Genomic DNA, 13979 nt, shown 5'->3' on the forward strand with positions numbered 1-13979 from the left:
AATGTTAGTGAATCTTGGAAAACGTTACCGTGGAAGAAATTCCGCCGTAATTTATTCCGCCTACAAAAGCGCGTGTACAAAGCGATTCAGGTTGGAGACAAGCGGAAAGCGAAGTCCCTTCAAAAGCTAATTCTGAAATCTTGGGCTGCAAGAATGTTGGCAATACGTCAAGTAACGCAACTAAACGCTGGCAAAAAGACTGCGGGAATCGATAAAAAAGCCTCACTCACATTTGAGGAAAGGTTTGCTCTGAGTGAAGAACTCAGAGCTAAAAGTAACAACTGGAAACACCAGAAGTTACGCTCAATACCAATCCCTAAAAAGGATGGGAGTACCCGCCTCCTTAAGATACCAACTATCGCCGATAGAGCGTGGCAATGCCTCGCAAAATACGCGCTAGAGCCAGCACACGAAGCAACTTTTCACGCTCGGAGTTATGGATTCAGAACAGGGAGGTCAGCGCATGACGCGCAGAAATTCCTTTTCATAAATCTCAGCTCAAAAGCCAACGGAATAGAAAAGCGAGTCATAGAACTCGATATCGAAAAATGCTTCGACAGGATAAGCCACACCAGCATCATGGAACGACTCATCGCCCCAAGGGGCATCAAGACCGGAATATTCCGCTGTCTGAAATCAGGAATCAATCCAGAATTTCCAGAACAAGGAACCCCGCAAGGGGGCGTGGTAAGTCCATTACTAGCCAATATCGCTCTCAATGGGATTGAGGAAATACATCAATCAGTCCGTTACGCGGATGACATGGTAATAATTCTAAAACCCAAAGATGAAGCTGAGGCAATACTTGATAAAGTCAGCGAATTTCTGGCAGAACGAGGAATGAAAGTTAGTGAAAAGGGTTCTACCGAACCTAGTATGTAAAACTAACTAGCAAAATGCCAATGTAAGAAGCTCCTAAGAATAAAGTTGTCAAAATTTCTAAACCCATAGCTTTTTCTTTTGATTAGCTTTAATTTGTTATTAATTCCTTCCACAACTCCTTGAGTAGTCCTCCGATCAAAATACGCAATAATTTCTCCAATCCACCTAATAATTGTCCCACAGCTTTTGGGGAAAAAGGAAATTGCATCTTTTAACCAATCACTTAAACTAAATAATCCTTCTACCCAATCTTTTGGTGATTCAAAAATTTGTCTAAACTCTTCTTTCATTTGATGCATCTTTTGTAAGGTAGGAGCCACTTTTTTGACTGATTCTAACTGGGATTTTTCGATTTCAGTGAGATTCTCTTCATTTTTTAGTAGGACATATTTACTTTTTTTTATTCCCGATAGTATTCGATCTTTTTCCGACTGATTTTTTAAGGCAACGGCTGCTTTCTTAATTTTTTTTCTCGCTCGATCTAATTCTTCATTTACTTGCTTCATAACATGAAATCTATCGACCACAACTTCTGCTTGTGGCATTAAAGCTTCGGAGAGATTTTTATAAGGCTTCCACATATCTATACTGACTTCTTCTATTTGCTCTAAAACTTCTTCTCCCCAGGCTTCTAGGTATTTTTTTATTTCTACTTGAGTTCGATTTTTGACCATTCCTACTATATTTTTTTTATCGAGATCTACTAAAACTACACAATAATTTTTCTGTCCCTTTACTAGAGCAATTTCATCAATTCCTAGCCTTTTTAATCCTGATGGTTTTTGTCCGCTCAATTCCTTTCCCCATTCTTTTAACATGGTTTCTATTTCTTGTTCGCTGACTCCATTCCTTTGAGCCACATTTTTGAGATCACTTTCTAATAATTCTGACAAAATCTTTTTTTTCAACCTCTCCGTATAAGTTCTAGTTTTTTTAACAAATTCTAAGTCTTCACTAAATTTTTTTGGACAACCTTCACACCTCATTTGACGGCGATTTACTTGTAAATATACTTTTTGCTCTCCAAAGGGCAAATCCCTCACTACATAATAATGATTTTGATGGAGTTTATCAGTTTTCTTCCCACAGTCGGGACAAATGGCTTTTTTGTTGTTATTATCTAAGTAAATCGTGATTCCTATATTTTCAATAATCTGATAACCTTTGACGGTCACTCCCTCAATATTAAGGAGTTTGGTCATTAGATGAAGTTGAGGATTGGAAGCCATAAGTATAATCTTTATTTTAATTTCTGTAAGATCTAACTTTACTTAATCACAAAAATACCTGTAAGTCAATATATAATTGCTTCCCAGCGCCTAATCTTTATATTTTATAGTTAATTATTATAAAAATTATTAACTTTTTTACATACTAGCTTCGGTAGAGCCGTGAAAAGAAAACTAAGCTAACAGCCACGACAGATGGATTTGACTTCCTCGGTTGGCATTTCAAAGTGCAAAACAACGGGAAATTTAGATGCGTTCCATCAGCGGACAATTTTAAAGCATTCCGTCAGAAGGTAAAACACATCGTCAACAACTCGAATCATGGTGCCACGTTCAAGGCTGAAAAATTAGCCCCTGTGGTTAGAGGCTGGAGAAATTACCACCGTTACTGTAAATTGGATGGTTCACGCTTTTCACTGAGTTCCATCCGAAATAGAACTTTCAAGGTATTCAATAAGGAAGCAAAACAGAATCGCTATACTGTCAAGGAATTGATGGGAAAAGCGTTCCCGGCGGTTCCTTACTCCGAAAACAAATTTGTCAATGTCAAAGGAGAGAAATCTCCCTACGACGGAGATATAGCCTACTGGAGTGAGCGCAACAGCAAGCTCTATAACGGCGACACCTCTAAAGCTTTAAAACGGCAAAACCATAAATGTGGGAAATGTGGTCTAAAAATGCTAGGCGATGAAAAGGTACATCTGCATCATGTAGACAGTAACCATAGTAATTGGAAAATAAACAACCTTCTAGCGGTTCACGAAAGCTGCCACGATTATCTCCACACGAGCAAAGGCGCAAGCCAAGAACATCGGGAGCTGGGTGCGGTGAAAGTCGCACGCCCAGATCTAACTGAGAGGGGCGGGGAATAATATCCCCCCTCGACTCAAACCACCGCAAGCGATCGGGCGCTTTGCACCCAGCTAAAACAGAGTCAGGCGATGGCGGATTAGCCATCGCCCTCGGCGCGCTGTTAGATGGAATACCGGAGTCGATCGTCGTTGGCGTCAGCATGATTTCTGGAGGCGCTGTCAGTTGGGTGACAGTAGCGGCAATTTTTCTTTCCAATATTCCCGAAGGGCTCTCCAGCGCCGCCGGTATGAAAAAAGCAGGGAGATCGATGGGTTACGTTTTTGGAGTTTGGGGCGCGATCGCAGTTATTTCCGGTATCGCAGCATTGTTAGGATATACGCTTTTTAGCCACTTTTCTCGGGAAATAATCGCTGCAACTACCGCTGTAGCAGCGGGCGGTATTTTAGCAATGATTTCAGATACCATGATTCCCGAAGCCTTCGAGGAAACTCACGATTTTGCCGGATTAATTACTGTCGGCGGGTTTCTGGTTGCTTTTGTACTCAGCAAGTTAGGGGAAAGTTAATTAGTCAGCAGTCATCAGTCATTAGTCATCAGTTTGCTGTAGAGTGTGTCATATTAACCGTAATTTCTGTAGAGTTCAAGGTCGTACTCGAATAACAAGTACAGCATATTCGAGTACGAGCTTGAAAGGGTTCGCGCGCGATATTCAGTACAAATCCGAGATCCTGTAAACCCGCCCCGGCCGACTTGCAATATTCGATCGCCCGAATGAAATTTCCCTGGCTGACACCCCGGGCTAACTTGTTAAAGCGAGTTCGATCGATTGCCGGTTTTTGATATAATATCAGCCTGCATCTCGCAGCGAAAAAGCTTGTAGAGCAGTTTTCAAGTCAGTTAGGTACTCGCCGATCGATTGCCAATTACTAATTATCCATTACTAATTACCGATTGCTAGACATCCCTCACCTAATTCAGGCTTGTTACGATCGACATTAAAAACCACAATTTGTCAATAAATTTTGGAAAAATTATGTATATCCAATTGGGACAGATCCTGCACGGAACCTACGAAATTCTCGATCGGTTGGGAGAGGGAGGGTTTGCTATAACCTATACGGCACGAATGAACACACCCGATCGTGCTCTAAACACACCCGATCGTCCTCGGTATGTTGTTAAGGAAATTCCTTTTCCCATATCGAACGATCCGCGCGTCTTGGAAGGGGCAAGAAATCGATTTGAAAGGGAAGCTAGCGCTTTGGGCCGTCTCGGGCAAAACTCGCGCATTCCCGAATTGTTCGATCGCTTTGAAGAAAACAACCATTTTTATTTAGTGCAAGAATACGTTCAAGGACATCCGCTCAGTCAAGAACTCGCTGCGGGCGATCGGTGGAATGAGCAACAAACTGTTGCTTTCTTGCGGGAAGTTCTGGAAATATTAAAATGTGTCCACCAAGAAAATATTATTCACCGCGATATTACACCTTCTAACTTAATTCGGCGCGAAACCGATAAAAAAATTGTTTTAATAGATTTTGGGGCTGTCAATGAAATCAGCACTTTTACCTCTAACTCTACAGGTGAAATATTCAGCTCGCCGATCGGTACTTCCGGTTATATGCCTGCCGAACAATACAATCCACGCTCCAGTCCGCAACCCTACAATGATATTTACGCAGTAGGAATTATCGCGATTCAAGCCCTCACCGGGCGGCGTCCCACCAATCTGCCACAAGACCCCGAAAATTGCGAAATTATCTGGGATTATTTAACATCGGAACCGGTTAGCGATAGTCTAACAAATATTTTAACCAAGATGGTGCGTTTCCACTTTCAGCAGCGCTACCAATCTGTGGATGAAGTTTTGCAAGACTTGGATTTGTCGATCGTCGAACGACCCGAGTTACCCAAAACTTCGCGGAAGTTGCGATCGCGCTTTCGCTGGCTGCTGTTAGGCGTTGCGGGAATTGCTGCTTTTGGGGCTAGCGTACTTTTAATCCCCAGAATTTTCCCGCTAATCCCCACAATTTCTCCGCAACCAATGCTGGCTTCACCCTCCGCAGATGGTGTAAGTTCTGGCGAAAAACTTCTGGTACAAACCTCCGCCCTTTGGTCAAAACAAAGAGGAATTGGCGAATTTGCCGACTCAAATTATCCCGAAGCTTTTAAATTGCTCAAACAGTCATGGAGGGAAGATCGCAGAGATCCGGAAACTTTAATTTACATAAACAATGCCCTGCTGGAAGCGAGCGGTGCAGAGTATTATACCATCGCCATTGTTGTTCCCATCCGCAGAAATCAAGACGGTAGCATCGCCAACGCCAACTTAGCCGAAGAACTGCTGCGCGGCATTGCTCAAGCTCAAACCGAAGTTAATTTAAGTCTCATCTCCAATGAGAGCGATCGAGACTTTCCCGGTAAAGGATTTCTCCAACCAAAAGCTATTAACGGAAAAGGTCTTAAAGTCATCATTGCTGATGACGGAAATATTAAATCCTACGCAGTTCAAAGAGCAAATTACCTAGTCCAGCGGCCCGATATTCTAGCACTCATCGGACATTATACCAGCGACATGACTGTGGAAACAGTAGATATTTACAATCGCCATAAATTAGTCGCCCTTTCTCCGGGAAGCACCACAGAAGAACTGACCCGAAAACCCCGAAAATTTTTCTTTCGGACGGCTCCGACAACTAGCGTAGAAGCTGAAGGCTTAGTAGATCGATTGCTGAGCGTAGGGCGAAAAAAAGTTGCTGTTTTTTACAATCCCGACAGTCCGTTCAGCTATTCTTTGTGGGAAGAATTTACAGAGCAATTTGAAGCCAAAGGAGGTAAAACTTATAGACTCAGAAATTATGAGAACTTATCCAAAAATGATTTCAACGCAGAAGCAGCGATCGAAGAAGTTGAGAAAGCCGGAATAAAAGCCATAGCACTCTTTCCAGACGGTCAAGTAACTAAGTCCGTAGAAAATGCGATCGAAATGATAAAAGCTAACGGCGATCGCAATTGGATTGTCGGGCCCTGGACGCTGTACGAGCCGAGAACGCTAGAAGTAGCAAAAGAGCTAAAGTCTGTTGAAAAACTGGGAATATCCCTGTTTTGGCATCCGCTAGCAAGCTTTGACAAAAAATTTCCTGTAAACGCGGAAAAATTGTGGGGAGGCCCGGTGAATACTCGATCGGCTTTAACCTACGACGCCGCCCGGACGCTGATTAAAGCATTAGAAATGCAGGCGCAACCCACTCGCGAAGGAATGCAAAAAACCTTAGCCGATCCAAACTTTAAAGCCGAGGGAGCCACGGGTATAATTGAGTTTGACTCAAAGACTGGAAATCGGAAAAATCCTCCCAAACGAGTAGCGCATATTGTACCCTGTTCTACAGCAATATATGGCGTTACCTTTGTGCCGATCGAATTTCCCACCGCCGCAGCCGCAGGTTTAAAGTGCGATTGAATTGATATCTTGTGGCCTTGTCAATAAACCTTTCAAGGGCGGGCAGGGTACCCACCCCACAAGAAAATTTACTCTTTGTAGAACCGGCATCTTGCCTATTATTAAGAATGATGCAATATGTGGGAGTAATTGATATCTTGTGGCCTTGTCAACAAACCGTCCGAGACGAGTTTTACCCAATATAATTGCCTAAAATCAATAATCTCATAAACCCGCCCCCACCAGACGATAAAATTCTGGATAAAGAATTGTGCAAGATGTGCGAGTGAATTGATATCTTGTGCCGAACGCAACAATCCGCTAGGTGTTTCAATCCTACAGCCGACTCTTGCCAGAGGTGCAACATATCAATTTATTAGATATATTAAACAAAGCTAGTTTTTTCTATAATAACGCTTATGGCTGTCAATTTCGCTACCTCCCCCGCTTCTAGTCTCAAACCAGAAGCCCAGAATATCTCAGCACTCAAACAAGTCTTTCAGACAATTGATGCCGATAGCTGTCCGGGTTCCTATAACTTTCATATGCACACAGTCTACTCCGACGGGCGATTACAGCCAGAGAAATTGATGGAACAAGCCATAGCCGGAGGTCTCAAAGGCTTAGCTATTACCGACCACCACAGCACCCAAGGCTACGTTAAAGCTCAAATTTGGCTGGATAATTGGAAATTAAACCATCCCGACAAAAATAGCGAAGCACCTAGTCTCTGGACAGGCGCTGAAATTAATGCCGAATTGCTCAACAATGAGGTACACATTCTCGGTTACGCCTTCGATCCGCAACATCCCAGTCTCCAACCATACCTACGAGGTAAAAGCACTGAAGGCACTTATTGTTATTCAGCAGCCAGGGTAATTGAAGCTATTCATGAAGCAGGAGGTTTAGCAGTTCTCGCACATCCTTGCAGGTATCGATCGACCGCAGATCAACTAATCCCAGAAGCAGCCCGTTTCGGAATTGACGGTGTAGAAATTTACTATGCTTACGGTAATCCAAATCCTTGGAAACCGAGTCCCAAACAAACTGCTTTAGTCAAAGATTTAGCCGAAACTTATGGTTTGCTGGGAACTTGTGGCACGGACTCTCACGGCCTGAGTCTTCTAGTCCGAATCTAGATAGTTCGGAAATAAGAAGTGCTTTATCCTGTCATTACCAGTCTAAGCGTTAGCGGATATACCTCTTATGAAAGCAATCACAATGACCCGAAAACAAACAGTTTATCAGGTCATATTATGTCCGCTAAAATGACTACCGTAAAATTGTTTGGTCGTCATGACTTCAGTCCTCATAAAAGTTTGAGGACTGAAGTTTTCACTACTTGCCTTATAACGGCTATTTGACGGGACGCGATATTTTTTCTATCGCCAAGATGAGCTTTCGCACTCCAAAAGAAAGCAATTGCTTTCTTCAGGTAATATTGTTGCAACTCCTAGAGACATTGCGCCCTAAAAACCAGTCGCCCTTCTACCGTTCGGGGAACAACTGACAGGCCCGGTTAGTTGGCTGATTTGCCCAATCCAAGCGAGAATTCCCAAATCGATCCATCCAACCTTCCAAATAAGCTCGATTAGCCTTTTTTTCCTCTGGATCGGAGGTATTCATTGGATGAGGTGCTAAACCAAAAATAGTCGCCGTCGTCACGCAAAACATCGACTTTTGAAAACTCTGACAAATTTGCACCCGCACATCGTCTTCACCGCGACAGCTACTGCGATAAACTTCGTGCAAATACTCCGGCAAATAATGCCGCATATCTTGCATCAATTGAGTTGGCGGAATCCCTGCACCTCCAATCGGTAAAGGGTCAGCAAACAAAGCCCCGTAGGCAAATTCTCTTTGTTCTCCCGGAATTTGATGGGCTTGAGCATTGTATGAAACTGTGCCAAAAAACGCAGTACCCCGAAAGAAAACAGCCTCTACATAAGGCACGGCTACATCTGGTAAAAATGTCAAATTAGCCGTCGCTGGCAGGATATCGTAGACTTGAGAGCCAATCTTGACGCTGTAGGTAATCGGTAGGCTGGCCGCGGCGACTAAACCGGCTTTGACAAAATCAACTACATCAGAAATAGACTTAGTTTCCCCTCGATCGTAGGAATCAGATAAGTCCATAAACAAATCGCTCATTACCCGCCAAAACTGACCGAGGCCGGTGTAGTAAGCCAGCATCCGCACTTGTTCCGGCAAAAAATTAGGAAATGCTTTGTGTAGTGCCTGCATGAAAAAATTGCCTTTCAGCTTAGCCCCGATCGCCTTTTCGGCCAAACTGCTAAATTCCGGGGAATCCAAATAACTGTCCAAACCCCCGCCGCCGTGCCAAAGCATTGTTCTCATGCAATACTCAGCATACTCAAAATTAATCCTGTCGTGCCACAAATAGCGAATTAATTTGGGCAGAGTCACATCTCCGTTGAAATATTTAAAAAACGGAAAAAGCACTAAAAACTGTTCTTCGGCAATATAATTGAGATTGCGAGAATAGGCATCTAAAACAATACCATAACTTTTCAGCACGCCGACAACTTCAACCACATTTTCCGTAGATTCAGGCAGTAAAGCTTTGCCTGATTCCAAGAGGTCAATGTATGCGGATAGGGGATGGGCAGAGGGTTTTAATACGGCACTTTTCATCTGGATTCAGCCTGAATTTAAAACTATTTTTTTACTGTTTATAACTATGCTATTATATCAGTTTTGGTAATGTTTGCTACAGAAAAACACAAACCTTTACTTTTTTGTGATATAAAAATACCTACCCTCTAGGAAGCACTCTATCTGGAAGAAACCGGAGTTTTTACGGTTTATGCAGGTTGCGTTTGTTTGTAGTGAGTATGGCCGTCCTCACAATTGTAGGATGACTGGCATTCCTCACTACAAACGAATTGGATTGCGGTCGAGCGACCGGACATCCTATCAGTCTAAGTTTTGAGCAATCACTTTAACTTGCGGTGGCACATTAGCTGCCATTGCGATCGCAGTTTTTTCGCTCAAAGCAACTAAAACTCCCGGCTGCACTCCCATGATTGCGATAATTATTGCTAAAATCAGCGAAGGGATGCGATCGCGCCAGCGGACTTGCGGCAGATTTACCACCAAATCCGAAAGGCGGCCGAAAAAGGCGCGGTTGACCATAATTAAAAAGTAAACTGAAGTTAAACCAGTGCCGATCATGCAGAGGAAAGTTTGCACCGGAAATACTGGCAAACTGCCCCGAAATATCAAAAATTCAGCAATAAATCCAGCCAAACCCGGAATGCCGGCACTTGCCATCACGCCGAGGATCATTAAACTGCCAATCATCGGCAAACCGCGATCGGGATTGAATAAACCTTTGAGCACATCGATGTTGCGGGTGCCGGATTTTTTGTAAACAACGCCGACACTCAAAAATAGCAGCCCCGAAATTAAACCGTGGCTAACCATTTGCAAAACAGTTCCCAACATACTAATCGGAGTAGCTGCGGCGCTAGCTAACAAAATGTAGCCCATGTGAGCGATCGAACTGTAAGCTACAATTTTTTTCATATCTTTTTGGGCGATCGCGCAACTCGCCCCGTAAAGCACACTCACCACCGCCCAACTCGCCAAAGTCGGCGACGCCACCGCCCACGCATCTGGAAACAAACCCAAACCAAAGCGCAGCATCCCATAAGTTCCCAGCTTCAAAAGCACCCCCGCCAGCAGCACCGAAACCGGCGTCGAAGCTTCTACGTGAGCATCCGGCAGCCAAGTATGAAAAGGCACCAAAGGCATCTTAATTCCAAAAGCCAGCAACACCCCTGCCAGCAAAACAATTTGCCTTACCAAAGGCAATGGCAATCCTCCTTGCAAATGCGATGCGCCCGCTGCACCCACCATATCGAAACTAGAAGCACCGCTAAGCCACCCAGTGCCCAAGAAAGCAGCCAGCAGCACAATTCCCGAAAATGCAGTATAGATTAAAAACTTAGTAGCAGCATAACCCCGGCGCTCGCCTCCCCAGATCGCAATTAACAGGTAAAGCGGAATCAATTCTACCTCAAAAAACAGGAAAAACAGCAGCAAATTTTGACATAAAAAAGCCCCTGTTACGCCACCGGTAATTAACAGAATCAAAGAATAATAAAGTCGAGGTCTGCGGATCGACTCATCCGTAGCGTAAATAGCTACCCCTGTCAGCAGAGTATTTAAAATTACCAAAGGCAGAGACAAACCATCAACACCGAGATTGTAATTCAATCCCAAAACATCTATCCAAGGAATAAATTCCGAAAACTGCAACTGACTGGTACTGGCATCAAACTGAACTGCCAAAATTACCGAAAGAATAAAAGTTATACCCGCAATGGCGATCGCGACATTCCGAACTATTTTAGAACTCACTGAACCGGGCCAGAGCCCAATCAGGGCAGCAGCCAACATTGGTATCCAGATTAAAGCACTGAGCATCAATTAAAACTTTCCTTTGTTACACAGTATTTAGAGCTATATTTAACATTAACGCAAAGCAACTACATATAAAAGCGATCGGCTGATTTTCTTGTTAACATAGATTCAAATGTCTCTGGAATCCTCCTATGACCTCAAGTCTTACAGATCGAGAAGATTTGCAAATTAAATCCGGTTCTCCTTCCACCCGCCTCACAGTTGCCGACTTGGAACAACTGCAAGGTATACTCTGCGAAGCACATCTAGACTACCAATTAGAACTGGTAGACGGGAAGATTATCGTTATGGGCCCATCAGACATTGTATCGAGCGAAATTGGACTTGAGTTTGGCAGTATTTTGCGTAACTGGGTCAAACCCCCCAAACTCGGACGAGTGTTTGAGTCCAGCGGCGGGTTTATTCTCCCCAATTCAAATCTTACAGCACCGGACGTTTCGTTTGTGACAGCCGATCGCCTCAAGCAAAGTAAAAGGTATTTTGCCGAACTCGTTCGCGACTTAGTTGTAGAAATCAAATCTCAGTTCGATCGCCTCAAACCCCTGCGAGAAAAAATTTTATCATTTCTCGAACTCGGAGCAAAAGTAGGAATATTAATCGACCCAGACAAACGTACAGTAACAATTTACATTCCGACTGCAGAGCCAGTGGTATTGAGAGACGGCGACATGATTTCAATTCCCGAACTTTTGCCCGGTTGGGAAGTTGCGGTGACAGAATTGTGGCCGATCGATTTTGAGTAAAATGACATAAAAAAGCAGACAAACCCAGACTAAAATCATCTGCGTTCATCTGCCCTCATCTGCGGTTTAAAATTAAATAAAACTAGATCAAAAGCAGACAAATCCAGAATAAATTCATCTGCCAACTTCTGCGGTTTAAAACTGCCAAATAATCAACGCCAGCAACACAGCAACCCCCCCCGCAATAGTCAACACATAAAACTGCAACTGACCGGTGCCGCTGTACTTCAACCCTTCACCGCTGAAAATTGTCGCAAAACCGAACAAATTCACCGCCCCGTCCACCACATACTTATCAGTCCAAGCGCTGATTTTAGAAATAAAAGCCACAGCCCAAACGACAGTCAAGCGGTAAACTCGATCGATATAAAAATCGTAAGCAAACAAATCCTGCAACGCCGGCACCGGCAGTCGTACCGGTCGAGGTAAAACGCCGTACCAATAAATCGCCACCCCAACCGCAACGCCAATCAACCCAGATAACAACAACAGCGGCGTATCCAGCGTCTTCAAAAGCAAATTTAAAGCATCAAAATCTCCCGTTTCCGCCCAAGGCCCAGTCCAACTAATTAATAGTTGCCACTCCTGCAACATCCAAGGCACCAACAGCCCCATCACCGTCAAAATTACCATCGGCAAAGCCATCTGCCAACCGACTTCCGGAGCTCTGCGAGTTTTCGGCTGCGGTTTTCCCACAAACACTAAACCGAATATGCGAGTTAAATTTAGCGCTGTCAAACCGTTAACTAAAAGCAGCACTATTACCAGCCACAAAGGCACAGTCCAAAAACCGTTGAGCCAGCGCCGCATCGCCCAAAAGTTGCCCAGAGGCAACAGCGCTACCATCCCCGCAGCGCCTACTAAATAAGCCGTAGTCGTGGCAGGCATCTTCGACCACAACCCACCCATTTCTGTTAAATCTTGAGTGTTAGTGGTGGTAATAATTGACCCTACGCTCATGAATAATAGACCTTTGGCGATCGAGTGGGCGAACAGCAACAGCAAAGCAATGTCAACTTGATTTAGCCCCACGGCGATAAACACCAAACCCATAGAAGCGCTGGTAGAATGCGATAGTGCTCTTTTGATGTCGATTTGGGCGATCGCTACCAAGGAAGCGCCAACAGCCGTCACCGCACCCAAAACCACCAGCACCGCATCTGCGACCGGGGAAAGCGCTAAAACAGGCTGAAGTTTAATCAAAACATAAGCCCCAGCGCCCACAACTACGGTATTCCTCATAATCGAAGCCGGGTTGGGCCCTTCCATCGCCTCGTCGAGCCACAAATGGAACGGAAATTGAGCGCACTTTGCCGTAGGTGCGGAGATTAAAGCCAAACCTAAAAGAGTCGCCACTACAGGAGACAAAGTTGCAGTTTCAGCCCATGTTTCCAAATCGGAAAAATTCAAACTTCCCGCTAAAGTTGAAAGCGTCACTACTCCCATCAGCAGTGGCACGTCTCCTACACGCTTGGTTAAAAACGCATCTCTAGCGGCTGTTACTACCAGCGGTTGAGCGTACCAAAACCCGACTAACAAGTAAGTTGAAAGCGTCAGCACTTCCAACAAAGCGTAAGTTAGAAGCAGCGAGTCGCTAATGGCAATGCCGCTAATTGCTGCTTCAAAAAAACCCATCAGCCCAAAAAATCGAGCTAGCGCCCAGTCTTTTTCCATGTAGCCTAGAGCGTAAATTTGTGCTAGCAAACTCAGAACACTAACTAACTCCATTGCTCCGACGCTGACTGTGGAGATTTCTATTGCAAAAGACAAATCTAAATCGGCTGCTTGCACCCAGTGCACGAGCAACTGTTGGGGCGGTTGATCCCAAGTCGCTGTAAAAATAACTGACCCGTGTATGAAAGCCAACACAGTCATCAACAAATTGAAGTAAGCGGCCGGTCTGGGCCCTGTTCTGCGAACTGTTCCCGTAGACCACGGCAAAGTTAAAATTGCGCCTATCAAGCCATATAAAGGTACCCACCAACAGGCTTGGAGGAGAAATTGAGTCATTTAATTTATCCCTTAAACTTCAAATTACTGGCTGCCTTTATACAAAAACAGTCGCAGGCGATCGCGCGAGACCCTAAAACTTTGACTAAACCCGATCGTATAGTTGTGGCAAAATAATTTGCACTCCAGATTAACTATACATTAAAGCATCAAAACTGAGAATTCTCTCAAGACAAAATTACTAGCTGAGCAGACGAGGCACTCAAAGAAAAAAATGCCTGCAGATCGGCCAAGACTGCTTTTTTGCCGATTTCCCCGCGATCCCCCTTTGGGAATCCCCAAGTTTCCCGGCAGTGCTCCGCTCCGGCTTCACATACCGAACTCTACTTTATCTGAGTATTATTACTTACTTTAATCCTCCTCGCCGTCGGCATCCACCCCTCTCTATATTAAGATTATTAAATAAATATTAAA

The 13979-nt window shown here is 44.2% G+C and carries 10 protein-coding genes; 6 read left to right on the forward strand and 4 right to left on the reverse strand.

What is annotated here, in order from left to right:
- A partial coding sequence (locus tag QUB14_RS03640) for a reverse transcriptase domain-containing protein (protein WP_333215275.1) occupies window positions 1-882 on the forward strand: 882 nt, incomplete at its 5' end.
- 2 nt (window positions 883-884) lie between these two features.
- On the opposite strand, the gene QUB14_RS03645 is transcribed toward QUB14_RS03640, so the two are convergent.
- Window positions 885-2111 carry an ISL3 family transposase gene (locus tag QUB14_RS03645; protein ID WP_333215277.1) on the reverse strand — a complete coding sequence of 409 codons (1227 nt, stop codon included), beginning with the start codon at window positions 2109-2111 and terminating at the stop codon, window positions 885-887.
- Window positions 2112-2338: 227 nt separating this feature from the next.
- Here QUB14_RS03645 and QUB14_RS03650 point away from each other — a divergent pair, with 227 nt between their 5' ends.
- From QUB14_RS03650 to QUB14_RS03665, 4 genes are all read left to right on the forward strand, one after another.
- Window positions 2339-2983, forward strand: coding sequence for a group II intron maturase-specific domain-containing protein (locus QUB14_RS03650; RefSeq protein ID WP_333215278.1), 645 nt, complete (start codon window positions 2339-2341; stop codon window positions 2981-2983).
- A gap of 41 nt (window positions 2984-3024) precedes the next feature.
- Entirely contained in the window at window positions 3025-3489 is a 465-nt protein-coding gene (locus QUB14_RS03655; protein ID WP_333215280.1) for a hypothetical protein, read from the forward strand.
- Between the two features lie 468 nt (window positions 3490-3957).
- Window positions 3958-6384, forward strand: coding sequence for a bifunctional serine/threonine-protein kinase/ABC transporter substrate-binding protein (locus QUB14_RS03660; protein WP_333215282.1), 2427 nt, complete (start codon window positions 3958-3960; stop codon window positions 6382-6384).
- A gap of 398 nt (window positions 6385-6782) precedes the next feature.
- Window positions 6783-7502 carry a PHP domain-containing protein gene (locus QUB14_RS03665; protein WP_333215284.1) on the forward strand — a complete coding sequence of 240 codons (720 nt, stop codon included), beginning with the start codon at window positions 6783-6785 and terminating at the stop codon, window positions 7500-7502.
- A 349-nt stretch (window positions 7503-7851) separates the two neighbouring features.
- Here the strand turns inward: QUB14_RS03665 and QUB14_RS03670 are convergent, their stop codons facing one another.
- Complete coding sequence (locus tag QUB14_RS03670) at window positions 7852-9018, reverse strand: CO2 hydration protein (RefSeq protein WP_333215286.1); 1167 nt, start codon at window positions 9016-9018, stop codon at window positions 7852-7854.
- Window positions 9019-9300: 282 nt separating this feature from the next.
- Complete coding sequence (locus QUB14_RS03675; protein WP_333215288.1) at window positions 9301-10815, reverse strand: NADH-quinone oxidoreductase subunit M; 1515 nt, start codon at window positions 10813-10815, stop codon at window positions 9301-9303.
- A gap of 128 nt (window positions 10816-10943) precedes the next feature.
- Between QUB14_RS03675 and QUB14_RS03680 the strand changes: the two genes are divergently transcribed.
- Window positions 10944-11555 (forward strand): Uma2 family endonuclease, encoded by a 612-nt coding sequence (locus QUB14_RS03680; RefSeq protein WP_333215290.1) that lies wholly within the window; start codon window positions 10944-10946, stop codon window positions 11553-11555.
- A 135-nt stretch (window positions 11556-11690) separates the two neighbouring features.
- On the opposite strand, the gene QUB14_RS03685 is transcribed toward QUB14_RS03680, so the two are convergent.
- Entirely contained in the window at window positions 11691-13565 is a 1875-nt protein-coding gene (locus QUB14_RS03685; RefSeq protein ID WP_333215292.1) for an NAD(P)H-quinone oxidoreductase subunit F, read from the reverse strand.
- Window positions 13566-13979 lie beyond the last annotated feature (414 nt).

Origin of the sequence: Microcoleus sp. B3-D2 (assembly GCF_036705345.1) — a bacterium.
Lineage (GTDB): Bacteria > Cyanobacteriota > Cyanobacteriia > Cyanobacteriales > Microcoleaceae > Microcoleus.